Origin of the sequence: Microbacterium sp. EST19A, assembly GCF_019969685.1 — a bacterium.
In the GTDB taxonomy this organism is placed as follows: domain Bacteria; phylum Actinomycetota; class Actinomycetes; order Actinomycetales; family Microbacteriaceae; genus Microbacterium.
This window is the reverse complement of sequence record NZ_JAHXYZ010000001.1, coordinates 478,072-494,292: the sequence shown is the minus strand read 5'-3', so window position 1 is coordinate 494,292 and position 16,221 is coordinate 478,072. Positions and strand designations below refer to the sequence as shown.

Here is a 16,221-nt window from a genome sequence, read left to right as displayed (position 1 = left end):
ATAGGTAGAATTACCCACATGCAACTGGATCTGAACCTGCTCACCACGCTCGACGCACTGCTCGACGAGCAGAGTGTGACGGGGGCGGCCGAGCGACTGCATCTCTCCGAGCCCGCGGTCAGTCGCACGCTGGGGCGGATCCGCAAGGCCACGGGCGATCCGATCCTCGTGCGGTCGGGGCGGACGATGCGGCCAACGCCCCGTGCGCTGGAGATGCACGAGGAGGTGCGCTCCCTCGTCCTCCGAGCGCGCGCGGTCCTCGCGCCCGAAACCCGTCTCGACATCGCCGACCTCGAGCGCACCTTCACCATCCGTTCCCACGACGCCCTCACCTCGGCGCTGGCACCTGCTCTCGTCGAGCACGTCAGCAGCGTCGCGCCCGGCATCCGTTTCCGCTTCCTCGGCGAGGTACCGCTCGATACGACCGATCTGGCCCGCGGGCTCATCGACCTTGAGATCGGGTCCGCCGCATCCGGACCCGGCGACATCGCCTTCGATCACGTCGCCGACGATCGGCTGGTGGGTCTCGCCCGCCGGGGCAACCCGATGCTGGATGCCGATATCGACCTCGACGCATACGTGTCGGTGCCGCACGTCATCGTGTCGCGACGGGGTCGATTCGAGGACTCCGTCGACACCGCGCTCGCCGCGGCGCATCGTCGACGTCGTGTCGTCGCATCCCTGGTGTCGACCGCCGGGGCCCTCGAGATCGTCCGCGACACGGATGCCGTCGTCACCGTGCCGTCCGCGATCGCCGGCCGCCTCATCGCTGACGGGGCGCTGCGCGGCTTCGCTCTTCCGGTCGATCTGCCGACCGTTCCCATCGTTCTCGCGTGGCCGAAGCGCTTCTCGTCCGATCTGGCGCACGGGTGGCTGCGTCAACTGGTCCGTGACGCCGTCCTCGCGGTGGTCGACGGTCGATCTGACGGTGTCAGATAGAATCCTGGGATGATCTCACGGGCTGAATCCGCGGCCGCGACAGGGCGCGCCCTGCTGGATGCCGCGTCCGGACTTCTGGACGAAGGTGGGCCCGATGCAGTGACGCTCCGGGCGGTCGGCGCCAAGGCCGGCGTCTCCAGAGGGGCTCCCTACGGTCACTTCGCCGACAAGGAGGAGCTGCTCGCTGCCCTCGCGATCCGCGGGTGGACGCAGATGACCGCCGAGCTCGAGCGGGTGACGGCGGATGCGGATGCGACGCCCGATGAGCGCCTGTACCGCGCGGTGCTCGTCTTCCTCACGGTCGCCCGCACGCGCCCGCATCTCTACGGTCTCATGTTCATCACGCCGTCGCGCGACCCGGAGTCCATCGTCGCCGCGGCCTCGAAGTCTCAGGATGTCTTCCTCTCCGTGGTGGCCGAGGTCGTCGGCCACGAGGAGGCGCGCAGCACGGGAGCGCTCCTGATGTCCAGCGCTCACGGTATCGCCGGGATGGAGAGAAGCAGGCAGCTGGGGGAGGCGAAGTGGGGAACGACGGGTGATCAACTGGTGCGCCGACTGATCGCGCTGCTCGGCTGACGGGGAGGACGACAGGGGACCCGACCATTGAGTTGACAGTGTCAGATGAATGGCCGTATGGTCACGCATATGACAACGTCAACTCAAATTCAACGGCTCGCCATCGTCACCGGCGCATCCACCGGGATCGGCAGGGCGACCGCGGTGCGCCTCGCCGCCGACGGCTTCCACGTGCTCGCGGGAGTGCGCAAGCGGTCTGATGGCGACAGGATCGCCTCGTCGCGGATCGAACCGATCATTCTCGACGTCACGAACGACGAGCACATCGCCGCACTCGTCGAGCGTGTGGCTCAGGACCCCGCCGGCCGCCCTCTGAGTGTCCTCGTCAACAACGCGGGCGTCGCGGTCAACGCGCCGGTCGAGGTGCTGTCGCTCGACGACTGGCGCTTCCAGTTCGACGTCTCCGTCTTCGGCCAGATCGCACTCATCCGCGCTCTGCTCCCCACTCTCCTCTCCACCCGCGGTCGCGTACTGAACGTCACCTCTGTCGGCGGCCGGGTCGCCATGGCGAACTTCGGGGCGTACTCCGCCGCCAAGTTCGCGATGGAGGCGGTGTCGGACTCGCTGCGTCGCGAGGTCGAACCGTTCGGCGTCGCCGTCGTGAAGATCACTCCCGGAGCGGTGAGCACCAACCTCACCGAGAGCGGGCTCGCGGCGGCCGCGCGCGTGACCGACACCATGACCCCCGAGCAGCGGCGACGCTACGCCGAGCTCAGCCGGGCGTTCATCGCGCAGGCCGAGGGGTTCGCGCGAGACGGTGTCTCTCCTGAGCATGCCGCCGCAGTCATCTCGAAGGCGGTGAACGCGCGGCGGCCGAAGACCCGGTACACGATCGGCCGCGACGGCGCGATGTTCACCTTCATGCCTCGGATCGTGTCCGACCGGCTGCTCGACGCGATGCTGCGCAGCCAGAACAAGAGTCTCGCCCAGGAGAAGCGCTGAGCCTTCCGGGGCACGCAGCAGCATCCTGCCTCGACGTCGGGGCAGGTCCATCACAGAACAAGAGAGCAAGGAAGTCGGACGATGAGCACATCAGACGTCACCTCCTTGTGCACATCTCAGTCGAAGACCGGACTGAGGAAACGGCGCTCGTAGCGGCGGATGCACTGGGTTCTGCGAGCGAAATCGAACGCCTCGATGCACTCGGGGTCGGTCTTCGAGGCGGTCCGGTACACCTCGTACTCCGCGAGCGAGGGGAACGTGAACAGCGCGAATGCTTCGTCGCTGTCGCCTTCGCTGGGCAGGAAGTAGCCGTGGTGGGTACCGCCGTGCTTCGCGACCAGCCGGATCCACGTGCGTCCGTACTCGGTGAAGTCGTCGAGCTTGTCGGGGTCGATCTCATAGCGCAGGTGAACGGTGATCATCCGATCATCCTCTCAGAGCACGGCCTGTAGCACTCGCGCCCGAGGGCGTCCAGGGGGCGCGCGTGGCCGCGATCCTCCATAGGCTCGGAACCATGGACTACACGCAGCTGGGTCGCACGGGTACCTCGGTCTCACGGATCGTGCTGGGCACGATGAACTTCGGTGAACGCACGACTGAGGAAGACGCGTTCGCGATCATGGACCGCGCGCTCGAACTGGGCGTGAACTTCTTCGACACGGCGAACGCCTATGGCGGGTCGGCGGGTCGAGGTGCGACCGAGGAGATCATCGGCCGGTGGTTCGCGGCTCGTCCCGGCGCGCGCGACGGCATCGTGCTGGCGACCAAGGTGCATTCCCCGATGGTCGCCCCGACCTCGGACGGCGACGTGGTCAACTCTCGCGGTGCGTCCGCCTGGCAGGTGCGTCGGGAGGCCATCGCGTCGCTGCGCCGATTGCAGACCGACCGGATCGACCTGTACCAGTTCCATCACATCGACCGCCACATCTCCTGGCCGGAGCTGTGGCAGGCGATGGAGGTGCTCGTGAACCGCGGCGAGGTCATCTACACCGGCAGCTCGAATTTCGCGGCGTGGAACATCGCGCAGGCGAACGAGATCGCGCAGCAGCGCAACTTCCTCGGCCTCGTGAGCGAGCAGTCGCTCTACAACCTCGCCCAGCGCTCGATCGAACTCGAGGTCATTCCCGCAGCGCAGAACTACGGTCTCGGCATCCTGCCCTGGTCGCCGCTGTCGGGCGGGCTGTTGAGCGGCGGATCGTCGGATGCCAAGGCGCGGTCGAACACCGAGCGGGTGGCAGCCCAGCGCGCCGAGCGCCAGGACCAGGTCGACGCGTACGAGCTCTTCGCGAAGGAGCGCGGGTGGAGCCCGTCTTCGCTGGGTCTCGCCTGGCTTCTCCACCAGCGCGGCGTGACCGGACCGATCATCGGTCCGCGCACGGTCGAGCAACTCGAATCGGCCGTGTCGGCCCTGGATATCACGCTCAGCGAAGACGATCTCCGCAGACTCGACGAGATCTTCCCCGGTCCTGGCGGACAGGCCCCCGAGGCTTACGCCTGGTAGAGCGCGGGGCGTCCCCGGCGATGACGGCTATCGTCTTCTCATGGGAACGATCATGTACGGCGGTGCGACCGCGCCGATTCACATCGAGGACCGCGCGCTCGCGCACCTGAAAGTGGTCATCGCCACGAAGCTGCGACGGAATGAGGCCTTCACCCTCTCCTGGCGCCATCCGGAGGACGAGCCCGATGGGCGGTCGACGATCTGGCTGCATCCGTCGATCCCGCTGCGCTTCACGTTCGAAGAGCCCGAGACGCCGCCGCTGAACGTGAAGTGGATCGAGGAGCTCATGCACTCCGCGAACTCGACCGGCGGCATCTCGCTCGTCGACGAAGTCCTGGACACCCCCGAACCGGAGTAAGCAGGTCTGCACGTGAGGAGCGGGTAGCACGTCTGCCGCCGTCCGCAAGGCCCTGGTCCCGCCCTCGTCGGATTTCCTAGCGTGGGGGCATGAACGTTCGCCATCGTGCCCGTCTCATCGTTCCCGCTGCCATCGCACTCGCCTGCTTCGTCACCGGATGCACCGCCACGAACGCGCCCGAACCCACCGAGGCCGACGCGCCTTCTCCGTCGGCATCCGCCGCACCGTCACCGACACCGACCGCGGCAGACTTCGTCATCCCCGACACGACCGATCCTGTGCAGGTCGCGATCACGCTCAAGTACGACGGAGACGACCCGTCGGGAGAGATCATCGCCGGGCCCGCCGTGCTCGTCGCCGACCGGCCGTTCTCGATCGAGGGGCAGTGCCAGGGCGACGGCGTCGGGTTCGAGGTGATGACGGCCGACGGTGAGAAGCGCGTGATCGCCGACGGCGACTTCGACTGCGACGACCCTCCCGCCGGAGAGTTCACCTACCAGCTGCCGTACGCCGGACCGGTGCAGGTGAACCTCACCGACGCGGACGACGTCGACCAGGCGTGGGTGCGCGTCGTGCAGCCGTAGCCGTAGCCGTAGCCGCAGCCGCGCAGAGTGGAGGACCCGCCGGCGGGAGCATGCTCGACCGTCGGCGGGTCCTCGATCTCCAGGAGTCAGGGACGCTGGCCGCCGCCCGGCCCTTCTCCTGTCCCACCGCCGGGGCCTCCGCCGGTTCCGCCTCCGGGGGCGCCCATCCCGCCCTCGGTCGCCGTGCCCTCGGTGGCTGTCGCGGCGGTCTCGCCGTCGACCGTCACGGTGTACGCGGCGCCGTCGAGGATCTCCGCGGAGGAGAACACCACCGACTGGAACGTCTTCTCGGCGGTGAACGAGGCCACCGTCGTGCCCGAGGAGTCGACCAGCTCGACCTCGTCTCCGGCGCTGCCGCTCGCCAGGGCGGCGACCCAGGCCTGGGCGGAATCCGCATCGGGCGACTCGGCCATACCTGAGCTGCCCACCGCGAGCAGTGTGCCGCCGGTGATGGTGAAGGCGCCGTTGGTGTCGAGTGCGCCGTTGCCGCTGTCGGTCGGACCGAACACGGTGATGGTGCCGCCGCTGATGGTCATCGACCCGTTGGAGTCGAGGCCGTCACCGCCGGCGTCGACCACGAGGGTGCCGCCGCTGATCGTGAGCGTCTCGCCGCTGTCGGCCATTCCGCCGCCTGTGGCCGCCGCAGCCCCGCCGGCGGCGTTGATGCCGTCGTCGGATGCCGTCAGGTCGATGTCGCCGCCCTCGATGAAGATGTCGACGCCCTCCACGGCCTCATTCGACTCGGTCACGACCACGGTGCCGCCGGCGAGGGCGAGGGACGCGTCGGCGTGGAGGCCGTCGCCCGTGGCAGCGACCGAGAGAGTGCCGCCGGTGACCACGACGTCGGTCGTGGCATCCAACCCGTCGTCGTCCGCCGTGGCGTCCACGGTGCCGCCTTCGATCAGGATGTACCCGCGACCCTCCTCCTCGGCGTTGTCGCTCTTGAGCGCGTCGCCGCCGGCATCGAGCGCGAGCGTGCCGCCCTCGATCGACAGCGAGTCCTTGCCCCGCAACGCGTCGTCCGCCGCACGGACGGAGATCGTGCCGGAGAGGATCGCGAGGTCATCGGTGCTCGTGATGCCGTCGTTGCCGTTGCCCTCGACGGTCAGCGTGCCGGTGCCGCTGATGGTGAGGTCGGCCGAGCTGTACAGGGCGGCGTTGGCATCGGCATCCTCCGCATAGGCCGAGGCATCCGACAGCGTGTTGTCGCTGCCCTCCGCGAGGAAGACGGCCGCATCGTCGGCGGTGACCACGTTCACCGCCGGGCCGTCGGCGTTCGAGATGTCGACGCCGTCGAGGATCAGCACGACCTGCGCGTCGTCGGCGGCCGACACGACGACCGACCCCTCCAGTGAACCGGAGAGCCGAAACACCCCGGCCTCGCTGATCGTCACGGTCGATCCGGCGACCGAGACTCCGGATGCCGTCGTGGTCGCTCCGTCTCCGGTCAGCTCGATGTCGACCGCATCGGCATCCGACCACTCGTCGTCGCGGACGACGGTGGCGTTCTCGTTCGCGGCCAGGATGGCCTCCGCGCTGACGGCGGTGGATGCCGAGGCGGCGCTTCCTGTCGCGGTGGTGTCGCTCGTCGTGTCGGCGGGCGTCGCGGTCACGGCGCAGCCGGCGAGGACGATCGCGGCGACCCCGACCGGGATGGCGGGCAGGATCAGGCGGCGTGTGCGCATGGTGTCTCCTCTGTGGGGGTGTGGTCGGTGGTGCGAGTGTCGGTGTCGGTGTCGTTCAGGCTGAGCGTCGCTCCGGCGAAGGGCCCGCGCAGGAGCCGCGACCAGCGGTTGCGGGGCAGCTCGGGGTGGAGCGCGGCCAGGCCGGTCGCGTATTTGCTGATGCTCACCGGGCGGTGCCCGGCGCGCCACAGGGCACGATCGAAATCGGATGCCGCGGAGCCCGACTTCGTCTCGATGATCGCGAGGCGCGGGGTCGAGAGCGTCCCGCCGGACACGTCCCGCCATTCGAGCTCGGTGTCGATGGTCGAGCGTGCCGAGCCGTCGGGAGCGATGAAGGTGGCCCGGCGGTACCGCGTCGTGAGCCGCATCCGCAGATCGTCGGCACGTTCGCCGTCGATGCCGATGGCGTCGAGGCCCTCCGCGGCGTACCCGCGCGCCTCATCGGTGAGGATGCCTCGGTCGGTCACGCGGTAGCCGACGCGGTCCTTGACCGTCGCGCTCCGCGCTCCCCGGGTCTTCAGCTCGAGGAACGCGGTTCGCGATTCCACGTAGGTGCGGGTGCGGATCTTGAACCGGCGCCGGCGCGGCTGGGCGGCCAGTCGGAAGCTCAGGAGGTCGGGCGTGTCGAAGTAGACCGATTCGTAGCGGAAGGCGCGGGTCCCGTCCGTATCGAGGATGCGGATGCCGGAATCGAGCGCATCGACGACGCCGGCAGCGGCGCTCTGCGGAAGCACGTACTTGCGATCGACGCGCGTCTGCAGGGCGGCCTCCTCGATGAGCTGCTCGAGGCTGATCGACGCGAACCGGTCGTAGTCGAGGGGAGTCGTCATCGCACGCCCCCGACCGACAGCGGTGCGCGTGCCGGGCGCGTCGGGGAGGCGACGCGGGGAAGGCGGTAGCGCACGTCGACGAGCGTCGTGTCGTCCACGAGATCGAGGTGCTGGACGGTCAGCGACGTGACGGTCGCACCGAGTCGGCTCTCCAGCTCGGCGCGGAGCTCCTCCTCGTCGGCGATCGCCCGATCGACGTGGACGGTCTGGTGGCGGGACCGGCCCAGGAGCGCCGGGTGGTCCGCCGCCCACAGCACGGCGAGGATCAGCGCCATCAGGGCGATCGGGATCCACGGATCGGCGGAGGGGAGGCCGGCGACGAGGCCGATCGCGAGGGCGGCGAAGTAGTACGCGACCTCGCGCTGCGAGATCTCTGACGACCGCAGCCGGATGATCGAGAGCACGCCGAAGAGGCCGAGTCCGAGGCCCGCGGCGACCTCTGCCGAGCCCAGCACCGTCGTGACCGCGAGGACGCCGATGTTCACACCCAGGAAGGCGACCACCAGGTCGCGGCGGCGGTGCCGGCGGTAGTAGATGGCGAGACTCAGAATGATCGCGGCGATCAGGTCGGCGCTCATCAGGAGCAGTGTGGCGTTCATCGGGGATTCCTCTCGAGGTGCGGTGCGTCTGCATCCATAGGAGTCGAGATTCCTAAACGCTTCCTAAGACGTTCCTTGGGCGCAGAGAAGTCTCCGAAGACGAACTGCCTCTGCAGCTGGTAGCTCAGGAGGAAGAGCACCGCTTCGGTCAGGATCTTGGCCGGGACGAGCGCGACACCGAACCCCGTCAGCGCCTCCATCCACATGATGTTCGAGGCGAGCAGCAGCACGGCGAGGAACCCGTAGCGCAGCGCCTGCCGCCGGGCATCGGGGGCGCTCTCGCCCCGGAACACGAACCGTCGGTTGACGAGGAAGTTGAGCGAGGCGCTCACGATCCGCGCGATGATGACGGCCAGCACCAGCGAGGCGCTTCCCGCGGGAAGGACGACGGGGAGCACCGCGGTGAGCAGCAGCAGTGCGACGGTGTCGGCGAAGAAGGCGAGCAGGGAGGATCCGGCGAACGCGATCAGCGGGAGCATCACCCGGAGGGAGTCGGCGACCGGCCGGAAGTGACTCGAGGCGTTCTCTTCGAGGTACACGGTCTCGATCGGGATCTCGCGTGCCTCGAGGCCCGATCTGCGCACGCGCAGCAGCATCTCGATCTCGTACTCGAACCGCTCGCCCGGCACCTCCCTCGCCCATTCCCGCATCGTCGACGGAATGCCCCGCAGGCCTGTCTGGGTATCGGTCGAGCGCCACCCGGCCGCCACACGGAACAGCCCGCGCGCCACGGCGTTGCCGAAGCGGCTGCGCAGCGGCACGTCGCCGCGCAGGTCTCGCACGCCGAGCAGCAGCGCCTCCGCGCCGGACTCCGCATCCGCGCGCAGGCCGTCTGCGATGCGCAGGATGTCGACCGGGGTGTGCTGGCCGTCGGCATCCGCCGTGACGATGTCGTCGTCGGGATGGCGGTCGGCGATGAACGCGAATCCGGTCTTCAGGGCCGCGCCCTTGCCCCGGTTCTCGTCGTGGCGGATCACTGTCGCGCCGGCCCGCTCTGCGCCGGTGAAAGCCTCCGCATACGCCGCACCGCTGCCGTCGTCGACGACGATCACCCGGGTGTCGGGGCAGAGGCTCCGCACGCTGCGGACGAGCGGCACCAGATGCGCGCCGGGTTCGTACGAGGGGATGAGGACGATCATGATCTCATCCGGCCACGTAGAGGATGTCGCTCGTGCCGCGCTCGCCGCCGTTGGACGGCTGGTTGATCACGGCACCGTTGAAGTACATCGTGGAGGAGCCCCCGCCGTCGAGGTTGTACGCCGTCGTGGCCCCCAGCCCGGTCATGATGTCGGCGAGCTCGGTCAGCGTCACCCCGCGGCTGTAACCCTCATCGCGTCCGTCGACCACGACGAAGACGTAGTGGTTCTCGTCGATGATCCCGACGGCCGTGCGCGGCTGCTCGCCCTGGATGGAGTGGTTGCCGACGTTCGTGTCGACCTCGACGTCTTCGATGCCGTCGACGACTGTGCCGTCTTCGACGATCGCGGGGCCGAAGGAGAGGGTGTTCCACACGCCGGCGGCGACGAGCTCGTCGGCGGTCGTCGAGGTCTCGTCATAGACCTCGACGTGGCCGTCGGTGTAGAACGCGAGCCCTTCGCGCGCACCCTCGTCGCGGTAGACCACGCCGTTGCGGATCTCGATCCCGGTCGTGCGGAACCCGTAGTAGTCGCCGTTGATGGCGAAGACCGCGTCGTTGTCGGCGGCGATCTCGCTGGTGAGCTCGGTGATGTTCTCACCGAACTGGTCCTTGGCGAAGGCCGAGCGCAGCTGGGTGGCATCCGCGACGACGACGTCGGCGACGTAGTACGTGACGGTGTCGGCTCCGGATCCGGTGGTGACCTGGGAGACGGTGACCGTGGTGTCGCCGTCGGTGTACGACGTGTCGGTCGTGACGGCGGAGGAGTCGTCGTCCGCCGCGCTCGAGGCGTCGGAGGTGGACGTGTTCTGCGCCTCGTACGCGGAGACATCCGAGATCTCGACATGCTCGACGAGGAATCGGTCGACCGCCCAGGCGGCCGTGCCTCCCGCGCTGAGGAGCACGGCGAGCCCGCCGGCGATCATCCCGTTGCGGAGTCGGCGCCGCTTCTGCTTTCGCTCGGAAGACGGGGCGGGGGCGGGGTCGGGGGTGCGGGGTGTGTCCATGACTCATGGATACCGACGCCGTCTTGGTCGATCTTTGCGCTGACCTAAGAGCCCGCTAAGAGAGCGGAAGCGCACCTGCGCCGTGCGACCTCAGCGCGGGAGGCGCACCGTGAACACCGTCTCGCCCGGCCGGCTCTGCACGGCGATGTCACCTCGAAGCGCGGCCACGATGGCGTGCGCGATCGAGAGGCCCAGTCCCGTGCTGCCCGCCTCGCGACTGCGTGCCTGGTCGCCTCGGGCGAACCTCTCGAACAGACGGTCCCGCACCTCCGGATCGATCCCGGGACCGTCGTCGGTCACCTCGAGCACGGCGTCATCACCGTCGACGCGGAGGGATGTCGTGACGACGGTGCCGGGCGGCGTGTGGACACGGGCGTTGCGCAGCAGATTGCCCACGACCTGACGCAGGCGGTTCTCGTCTCCGGCGACCGTGATCACCTCTTCGGGCACATCGATGCGCCATTCGCGGCTCGCGTCGGCGGCGTGGGCGTCGCTGACGGCGTCGATCGCGAGAAGAGTGAGATCGACGGTCTCCCGCCGCATCGGCTGGCCGGCGTCGAGGCGGGCCAGCAGCAGCAGGTCGTCGACGAGTGCCGACATCCGCGCGGATTCTGCGGCGATCCGATCGAACGAGCGCTGCTGCGTCGGGGTCATCGGCGCGTCCTCGCCGAGGGAGAGCTGGGCGTACCCGCGGATGGAGGCGAGCGGTGTGCGCAGCTCGTGACTGGCGTCCGCGATGAAGCGCTGCAGCTGCTCCTCGCTGTGCTGCCGTGACGCGAGAGCCGACTCGATGTGCCCGAGGAGGGTGTTCAGCGAGCTGCCGACCCGCCCCACCTCGGTGTGCTCGTCCGTGTCGCCGTCATCCACCCGCTCCGGGATCTCGACCGCCCCGTCGGCGAGGCGGCGTCCGGCGACGGTCTGCGCGACGGTCGCCACCCGATCGAGAGGACGGAGGTTCCGTCGCACGATCAGCGAGAGCGCGACGACCACGAGAAGCAGGGTCAGGCCCGCCACGATCACGAGGATCGTCGTCAGCGCACCGGTCGTGGCGGTGACGTCGGCCAGGGAGTTTCCGGCCACCACCGTCGTGTCGCCGTCTTCCTGCGCGGCCACGCGGAAGCTGCCGAGCTCTCCGCCGAGTTCGACCGTCACGGGAACGCGCGACGGGAACGAGGTCGTCTCGAACACCTCGGCCTGTGCATCCGTGAGGGCGATCTCCGTCCCGTCGGCCGCGACGAACAGTGAACTCGAGACCTGCCCGTCCGCATCGAGGACCACCTGGAGGGTGCCGACGCGAGGGGAAGGGCCCGAGCCGGAATCGCTCCCGCCCTGGTCCTCGGGGTCTCCCTGGGGTCCGCCGCCGCCTCCTCCTCCGGGGCCGGTGGCGAAGTCGAGCCCCTCCAGCACCTGGCGATCGAGTCGCTCATAGACGAACGACCGCAGCGACAGGATCGTGGCGAGGCTCGTCACCACGAGTCCGGCGGCGACGAGCGCGGCGACCGCGACGACGAGCTTGCGGCGCAGCGTCCAGCGGCGGACGCTCATCGAGCGGGCTTGATCGTGTAGCCCACTCCCCGCACGGTGTGGATGAGCGGTTCGCCGACGGTGTCGATCTTCTTGCGCAGGTACGAGATGTAGATCTCGACGACGCTCGACGTGCCGCCGAAGTCGTAGCTCCACACGTGATCGAGGATCTGCGCCCTGCTGAGCACTCGTCGGGGGTTCTGCATCAGGTAGCGAAGCAGCTCGAACTCCTTCGCCGTCAGCTTGATCGGTTCGCCGGCGCGCTCCACCTCGTAGGTCTCCTCGTCGAGGGTGAGATCTCCGACCTGCAGGCGCGGATCGCTCTCGGCGGCCACGGCCACATGACGCCGCGCCATCCCTCGCAGTCGCACGATGACCTCTTCGAGATTGAAGGGCTTGGTGAGGTAGTCGTCGCCACCGGCCGTGATGCCGGCGATCCTGTCCTCCACGGCATCCTTCGCGGTGAGGAAGAGCACCGGCACGTCGTTGCCGCCGGCGCGCACCCGCTTCAGCACCTCCATGCCGTCGAGCCCGGGCATCATGATGTCGAGCACCAGCAGATCGGGTGCGAACTCGCGGACGAGGTTCAGCGCTTCCTGCCCGTTGGAGGCGGTGCGCGCGTCCCATCCCTCATTGGTCAGCGCCATGCGCAGGAGATCGCTGAGGTTCGCCTCGTCGTCGACGACGAGGGCGCGGATCGGCGAGCCGTCGGGCCGGGTCAGCGCGCGAGTCTCGGGTGATGCTGGTGTCATCGTCCTAGCTTCTCCCGTTCTGCGGCGCAGGGCCAGCGGCGCGCGACGTGATCAGCTTTCGACGTGATCAGCTTTCGACACCGTGCACTCGACCGTCGCCGATCCGGCGGCCGCTCAGTCGAGTGCCGCGATGGCCTCGATCTCGACGAGCAGATCCGGACGCCACAGGGTCTGCACGCCGATGACGGTGACCGGGGGCAGGGGAGAGGGGAAGCCGTCGGATGCCTGCGCGCGAGCGGTCCCCTCCCAGAGAGCGTCCGCCAGGTCGGTCTGCCAGCCGGCGACGTAGAAGGTCAGTCGCGCGATGTCCTCGACCTTCCCTCCGGCTCCGGTCACGGCCGTCGCGACGTTGCGGAGCGCGGCGTGCACCTGCCCTGCGAGGTCGGCGTCGGTCGTCTCGCCCGCGGGCGTCACGGCGAGCTGGCCCGCGAGCAGCAGCAGACGAGAGCCGCTCGTCGTGGCGACGGGCGCGTAGTCGGTCTGCTGGAGCAGGCCGTCGGGGCGGCTGAGAGAGGTGATCATCGGGATTCTCCTTCGGAGGTGGAACGGATGGTGGAGGAGGAGGTCAGAGCGTGCACGACAGCTCTCCCTCGGGCAGCTCGAGGTCGATGAGATAGGCCGCGGCGATCTCGTCGACGCACGGGCTCGCCCCCGACGAGACGACGGTGTGCCCCTCGCCCTCGACGGTCAGCAGGGTGCTGCCGAGCGACTCGGCGAGGCGGATACCGCCGGCATGCGGTGTGGTCGGATCGCCCGTGATCGACACCACGAGCGTCGCCGGGAGCCCCTCGACGTCGGTCGCGTACGGCACGCCCAGCTCGCCGGTGCGCGGCCAGTCGGCGCACTTGTCGCGAGCCGCCTCGGTCACGTCGGTGCCGGGATCCATGAACGGGGCGCGGGCGTAGGTGTCGGCCCGCAGCTGCGCGAGGTCGTCGGGGGAGAGCACGCTCTCGTCGACGCAGTTGATGGCCATGAGAGCCTCGGCGGTGCCGTCGGACGCATCGCCGTCGACCTCCAGTCCGCCGATGCCGTACGCGAGTTCGAGCAGCTCGTCGCCGCGGCCCGCCTGCACCTCGTGCAGTCCGGCGATGATGCGCGGCCAGGCGTCGGGCGAGTACAGGCCGCCCATGACGCCGCTGAGCGCGACCTCGAAGGTCAGCTCCTCGCCCAACGCCGGCACCGGGGCGTCGGCGAGCGGACGGATGATGTCGTGGAACGTCGAGGTCCAGGCGGCGGGGTCGGTGCCCAGCGGGCAGTCGGGCTGTGTCGCGCACGACGCCGCCATCGTGTCGAACGTCGCCTGGAACCCGGCGTAGGAGGCGACGAGCCGGTCCTGCTGCTCGAGCGTGGGATCGAACGCGCCGTCCAGGATCATCGCCCGCACGTTCTCGGGGAACTGCTCGGCGTAGACGGACCCGAGCCGTGAGCCGTAGCTCTGGCCGAGGAAGTTGAGCTGCTCCTCGCCGAGCACCGCGCGGAGCACGTCCATGTCGTTCGCCGTCGTGCGGGTGCCCACGTTCGCCAGCGCGTTCATGCCGCCCGAGCCGTCGGCGCAGCGGTCGACGAGCGCCTGCGTGTCGGCCGCGGTGAGTGCGGGGGCGATCGTGCCGAGGCGTTCGAACACGGCGTCACCCGCGGTCGTTCCGTCGTCGGAGTAGCAGTCGATAGCGGGCTCCGACGCGCCGACTCCGCGGGGGTCGAACCCGATCAGGTCGAATCGCTCGGTGATCGCGCTGTCGGCCAAAGTCACGGATGCCGCCATGGTGGTGAGCAGTCCCGGGCCGCCCGGGCCACCAGGGTTGTACAGCAGCGATCCCATCGATTCGCCGCGGGCGGCGATCCGCACGACCGCGACGGATGCCGTGTCACCCTCGGGTTCGGAGTAGTCCAGCGGCACCTCGAGCCGCGCGCATTCGGCCTCGGGCGCGAGAGGGAAGTACTGCTCGTCCAGCGAGGTCACGGCATAGTCGGCGCAGTCCTCCCAGGTGAGCTCCTGCGCGTGGAACCGGTCGAGCGATTCCGCCGCCGAGGGCTCCTCCGTCGAGGGAGTCGGCGGGGTGCACGCTGCCAGCACCGCCACGAGTGCGGCCGATGTCGCGAGGGCCGCGGCTCGGCGCAGATGCGAGCGACGCGAGAGGGGCGGTGCTGCCGGTCCGGATACGGGGAGACGTCTCATGCAGACGACTGCACACCGTGTTCCCGGCACAGGGTCAAGTCAGGAGATCGAGATCGCTCCCCGCGGCGCCGCTCAGGTCGGAACGTCGATGCGACCGCCGGGATTCTGCTCAGTCGGCTCCGGCACCAGGTAGAGACCGCTCGGCGAGTTGGCGGTGAAGGCGAGGGCTTCGACCCACTCGCGGTTGATCGAGGGCTGGCGGCTGCCGCTGTACTTGAACACCAGCGAGCTCCGCGCCTGCACCCAGACGGTGGTGCGCCCGCCGCCGACGCTGAGGTCTTCGCGCCAGGTGAAGGGGAACGGCTCTCCGCGGCGGAGCTTCGCCGTCATGACGAGCTGAAGGTGGGTCAGGGCTCGGTCTTCGACATCGGTCTTGACATTGCCCTCATAGATGAATCGCCCCATCGTGCCTGTTGACTCCCGATTCCAGACTTACACCGTAAACAACTTACAGTGTAAGGCTAACGGGAGAGTTCGGCGCCCAGCCGGTCGAGCAGGCTCTCGAGCGAGGCCTCGAACTCCTCGTCGCTGCGATCCTCGCTCAGCAGGGGACGGAGCCGGACGATCTGCGCGTCGTCATCGATCTCGGTCTCGCCGTCGCCTTCGGGCACGTCGGAGCCGCCCTCGTCGAGAGGCTCGTCGAGCGGGCTGATCTCCGCTCCTCGCACGGCGGCCTCCAACAGCAGCTGACCGAGCAGGAAGCTGCTGAACGACCGATACGTGTCGACGGCCTGCTGGTCGGAGAAGCCGCGAGCGATGAGGGTGTCGAGGAACAGCTCGACGACCTCCACGCTGCGCAGCGGCGGGCGCAGCCAGGGCGCGGCGGGGTGCCGTGTCGCAACCAGCGGGAAGGCGCGAGGGTGATCGATCGCGATCTGCCGCACACGGTGCGCGACCGTCTGGAGGAATCCCTGCCAATGCTCGGTCAGCTCGACATCGAAGCTGGCCGTCAGATCGCTCATCAGCTGATCGACGACACCCTCCAGGAGATCTTCCCTGCCGTGGACGTAGCGGTACAGCGACATCGCCTCCACGCCGAGCTCCTGCGCCAGGGAGCGCATCGACAGACTCTGCGCGCCGAGGGTGTCGATCTGCCCGAGGGCGGTCTCGACGATCAGCTCGCGGCTGAGACTCCCGGCCGCCGAGCCCCGCTGCTTGTCCCGCGAACGATCCGGCATGCGCCAACGCTACTCGCATGACGGCGAATGAGACGGCTAGCAGGAGAGCGAAGTCCGGGCAAGGGGCGCGGGGATCCGCCGGCGATGCCGTAGAACAGCATCATGCAGTTGATCATGTACGGCGGCGAAGAGTTCCTGACGGGCGACGAGATCGCGGATGCCCTGCTGGCATACGGTCGTGCATTGGGCCAGGAGGAGCGCGCGGAGATCATCGAGATCCCCGTCCGCGAAGAGGACGGATCGATCCTGACGGCGAAGTTCCTGATCGGCCCGGCGAGCCAGATCGTCGCGAAGGATGTGAGGGATCGGGGTCCGGAGCTCGAGGATCATGAGTTGGTCGTCCGGCTGAAGGATCTCACCCGCGCCGTCGAGTCGCCGACCGCGGGACCTCTGGAGATGTCGCCCGACGACGTTCCCGAGATCGACTGATCCTCC

At 68.9% G+C, this 16,221-nt stretch carries 19 protein-coding genes; 7 read left to right on the top strand and 12 right to left on the bottom strand.

Annotation, left to right across the window (positions count from 1 at the left end; all coding sequences use genetic code 11):
- Positions 1-18 precede the first annotated feature (18 nt).
- The 3 genes from LC452_RS02530 (at position 19) to LC452_RS02520 (ending at position 2,457) form a co-directional block, all read left to right on the top strand.
- Positions 19-939 (top strand): LysR family transcriptional regulator, encoded by a 921-nt coding sequence (locus tag LC452_RS02530; RefSeq protein ID WP_223622449.1) that lies wholly within the window; start codon positions 19-21, stop codon positions 937-939.
- A gap of 9 nt (positions 940-948) precedes the next feature.
- Positions 949-1,515, top strand: a complete 567-nt coding sequence (locus LC452_RS02525; protein WP_223622448.1) for a TetR/AcrR family transcriptional regulator — start codon at positions 949-951, stop codon at positions 1,513-1,515.
- A 69-nt stretch (positions 1,516-1,584) separates the two neighbouring features.
- Positions 1,585-2,457 carry an SDR family NAD(P)-dependent oxidoreductase gene (locus LC452_RS02520; RefSeq protein WP_223622447.1) on the top strand — a complete coding sequence of 291 codons (873 nt, stop codon included), beginning with the start codon at positions 1,585-1,587 and terminating at the stop codon, positions 2,455-2,457.
- Between the two features lie 116 nt (positions 2,458-2,573).
- On the opposite strand, the gene LC452_RS02515 is transcribed toward LC452_RS02520, so the two are convergent.
- The gene (locus tag LC452_RS02515; RefSeq protein WP_223622446.1) at positions 2,574-2,879 is read right to left on the bottom strand and encodes an NIPSNAP family protein; all 306 of its coding nucleotides are present in this window, start codon (positions 2,877-2,879) and stop codon (positions 2,574-2,576) included.
- A 92-nt stretch (positions 2,880-2,971) separates the two neighbouring features.
- Between LC452_RS02515 and LC452_RS02510 the strand changes: the two genes are divergently transcribed.
- From LC452_RS02510 to LC452_RS02500, 3 genes are all read left to right on the top strand, one after another.
- Entirely contained in the window at positions 2,972-3,958 is a 987-nt protein-coding gene (locus tag LC452_RS02510) for an aldo/keto reductase (protein ID WP_223622445.1), read from the top strand.
- A 40-nt stretch (positions 3,959-3,998) separates the two neighbouring features.
- Positions 3,999-4,316, top strand: a complete 318-nt coding sequence (locus tag LC452_RS02505) for a hypothetical protein (RefSeq protein WP_223622444.1) — start codon at positions 3,999-4,001, stop codon at positions 4,314-4,316.
- Between the two features lie 89 nt (positions 4,317-4,405).
- The gene (locus tag LC452_RS02500) at positions 4,406-4,900 is read left to right on the top strand and encodes a hypothetical protein (RefSeq protein ID WP_223622443.1); all 495 of its coding nucleotides are present in this window, start codon (positions 4,406-4,408) and stop codon (positions 4,898-4,900) included.
- Positions 4,901-4,986: 86 nt separating this feature from the next.
- Here the strand turns inward: LC452_RS02500 and LC452_RS02495 are convergent, their stop codons facing one another.
- The 11 genes from LC452_RS02495 to LC452_RS02445 form a co-directional block, all read right to left on the bottom strand.
- On the bottom strand, positions 4,987-6,585 hold the full coding sequence (locus LC452_RS02495; protein ID WP_223622442.1) for a carbohydrate-binding domain-containing protein: 1,599 nt from the start codon (positions 6,583-6,585) through the stop codon (positions 4,987-4,989).
- Positions 6,567-7,415: a polyphosphate polymerase domain-containing protein gene (locus tag LC452_RS02490; protein ID WP_223622441.1), complete on the bottom strand. Its 849-nt coding sequence runs from the start codon at positions 7,413-7,415 to the stop codon at positions 6,567-6,569. Before LC452_RS02490 ends, LC452_RS02495 begins: the two co-directional genes overlap by 19 nt.
- Complete coding sequence (locus LC452_RS02485) at positions 7,412-8,014, bottom strand: DUF4956 domain-containing protein (RefSeq protein WP_223622440.1); 603 nt, start codon at positions 8,012-8,014, stop codon at positions 7,412-7,414. Before LC452_RS02485 ends, LC452_RS02490 begins: the two co-directional genes overlap by 4 nt.
- Positions 8,011-9,153 carry a bifunctional glycosyltransferase family 2/GtrA family protein gene (locus tag LC452_RS02480; protein ID WP_223622439.1) on the bottom strand — a complete coding sequence of 381 codons (1,143 nt, stop codon included), beginning with the start codon at positions 9,151-9,153 and terminating at the stop codon, positions 8,011-8,013. The genes LC452_RS02485 and LC452_RS02480 overlap by 4 nt, the downstream gene beginning before the upstream one ends.
- Positions 9,154-9,157: 4 nt before the next feature.
- Positions 9,158-10,156, bottom strand: a complete 999-nt coding sequence (locus LC452_RS02475; RefSeq protein ID WP_223622438.1) for a phosphodiester glycosidase family protein — start codon at positions 10,154-10,156, stop codon at positions 9,158-9,160.
- A gap of 90 nt (positions 10,157-10,246) precedes the next feature.
- Positions 10,247-11,701 carry a cell wall metabolism sensor histidine kinase WalK gene (locus tag LC452_RS02470; protein ID WP_223622437.1) on the bottom strand — a complete coding sequence of 485 codons (1,455 nt, stop codon included), beginning with the start codon at positions 11,699-11,701 and terminating at the stop codon, positions 10,247-10,249.
- Positions 11,698-12,432, bottom strand: a complete 735-nt coding sequence (locus LC452_RS02465; RefSeq protein WP_308116461.1) for a response regulator transcription factor — start codon at positions 12,430-12,432, stop codon at positions 11,698-11,700. Before LC452_RS02465 ends, LC452_RS02470 begins: the two co-directional genes overlap by 4 nt.
- Before the next feature lie 114 nt (positions 12,433-12,546).
- Positions 12,547-12,954: a RidA family protein gene (locus LC452_RS02460; RefSeq protein WP_223622436.1), complete on the bottom strand. Its 408-nt coding sequence runs from the start codon at positions 12,952-12,954 to the stop codon at positions 12,547-12,549.
- Positions 12,955-12,997: 43 nt separating this feature from the next.
- Positions 12,998-14,608, bottom strand: coding sequence for an alpha/beta hydrolase (locus LC452_RS02455; protein ID WP_223622435.1), 1,611 nt, complete (start codon positions 14,606-14,608; stop codon positions 12,998-13,000).
- A gap of 72 nt (positions 14,609-14,680) precedes the next feature.
- Positions 14,681-15,013, bottom strand: a complete 333-nt coding sequence (locus LC452_RS02450; RefSeq protein WP_223622434.1) for an ATP-dependent DNA ligase — start codon at positions 15,011-15,013, stop codon at positions 14,681-14,683.
- A gap of 56 nt (positions 15,014-15,069) precedes the next feature.
- Positions 15,070-15,786, bottom strand: coding sequence for a TetR/AcrR family transcriptional regulator (locus tag LC452_RS02445; RefSeq protein WP_223622433.1), 717 nt, complete (start codon positions 15,784-15,786; stop codon positions 15,070-15,072).
- 102 nt (positions 15,787-15,888) lie between these two features.
- Between LC452_RS02445 and LC452_RS02440 the strand changes: the two genes are divergently transcribed.
- On the top strand, positions 15,889-16,215 hold the full coding sequence (locus tag LC452_RS02440; RefSeq protein ID WP_223622432.1) for a hypothetical protein: 327 nt from the start codon (positions 15,889-15,891) through the stop codon (positions 16,213-16,215).
- Positions 16,216-16,221 lie beyond the last annotated feature (6 nt).

Coding starts and splice junctions, on each gene's coding strand:
- LC452_RS02460 (WP_223622436.1), bottom strand. CDS start 12,954: ATGATCACCTCTCTCAGCCGCCCCGACGGCCTGCTCCAGCAGACCGAC.
- LC452_RS02495 (WP_223622442.1), bottom strand. CDS start 6,585: ATGCGCACACGCCGCCTGATCCTGCCCGCCATCCCGGTCGGGGTCGCC.
- LC452_RS02455 (WP_223622435.1), bottom strand. CDS start 14,608: ATGAGACGTCTCCCCGTATCCGGACCGGCAGCACCGCCCCTCTCGCGT.
- LC452_RS02465 (WP_308116461.1), bottom strand. CDS start 12,432: ATGACACCAGCATCACCCGAGACTCGCGCGCTGACCCGGCCCGACGGC.
- LC452_RS02500 (WP_223622443.1), top strand. CDS start 4,406: ATGAACGTTCGCCATCGTGCCCGTCTCATCGTTCCCGCTGCCATCGCA.
- LC452_RS02470 (WP_223622437.1), bottom strand. CDS start 11,701: ATGAGCGTCCGCCGCTGGACGCTGCGCCGCAAGCTCGTCGTCGCGGTC.
- LC452_RS02490 (WP_223622441.1), bottom strand. CDS start 7,415: ATGACGACTCCCCTCGACTACGACCGGTTCGCGTCGATCAGCCTCGAG.
- LC452_RS02520 (WP_223622447.1), top strand. CDS start 1,585: ATGACAACGTCAACTCAAATTCAACGGCTCGCCATCGTCACCGGCGCA.
- LC452_RS02475 (WP_223622438.1), bottom strand. CDS start 10,156: ATGGACACACCCCGCACCCCCGACCCCGCCCCCGCCCCGTCTTCCGAG.
- LC452_RS02510 (WP_223622445.1), top strand. CDS start 2,972: ATGGACTACACGCAGCTGGGTCGCACGGGTACCTCGGTCTCACGGATC.
- LC452_RS02515 (WP_223622446.1), bottom strand. CDS start 2,879: ATGATCACCGTTCACCTGCGCTATGAGATCGACCCCGACAAGCTCGAC.
- LC452_RS02530 (WP_223622449.1), top strand. CDS start 19: ATGCAACTGGATCTGAACCTGCTCACCACGCTCGACGCACTGCTCGAC.
- LC452_RS02480 (WP_223622439.1), bottom strand. CDS start 9,153: ATGATCGTCCTCATCCCCTCGTACGAACCCGGCGCGCATCTGGTGCCG.
- LC452_RS02450 (WP_223622434.1), bottom strand. CDS start 15,013: ATGGGGCGATTCATCTATGAGGGCAATGTCAAGACCGATGTCGAAGAC.
- LC452_RS02525 (WP_223622448.1), top strand. CDS start 949: ATGATCTCACGGGCTGAATCCGCGGCCGCGACAGGGCGCGCCCTGCTG.
- LC452_RS02485 (WP_223622440.1), bottom strand. CDS start 8,014: ATGAACGCCACACTGCTCCTGATGAGCGCCGACCTGATCGCCGCGATC.
- LC452_RS02505 (WP_223622444.1), top strand. CDS start 3,999: ATGGGAACGATCATGTACGGCGGTGCGACCGCGCCGATTCACATCGAG.
- LC452_RS02445 (WP_223622433.1), bottom strand. CDS start 15,786: ATGCCGGATCGTTCGCGGGACAAGCAGCGGGGCTCGGCGGCCGGGAGT.
- LC452_RS02440 (WP_223622432.1), top strand. CDS start 15,889: ATGCAGTTGATCATGTACGGCGGCGAAGAGTTCCTGACGGGCGACGAG.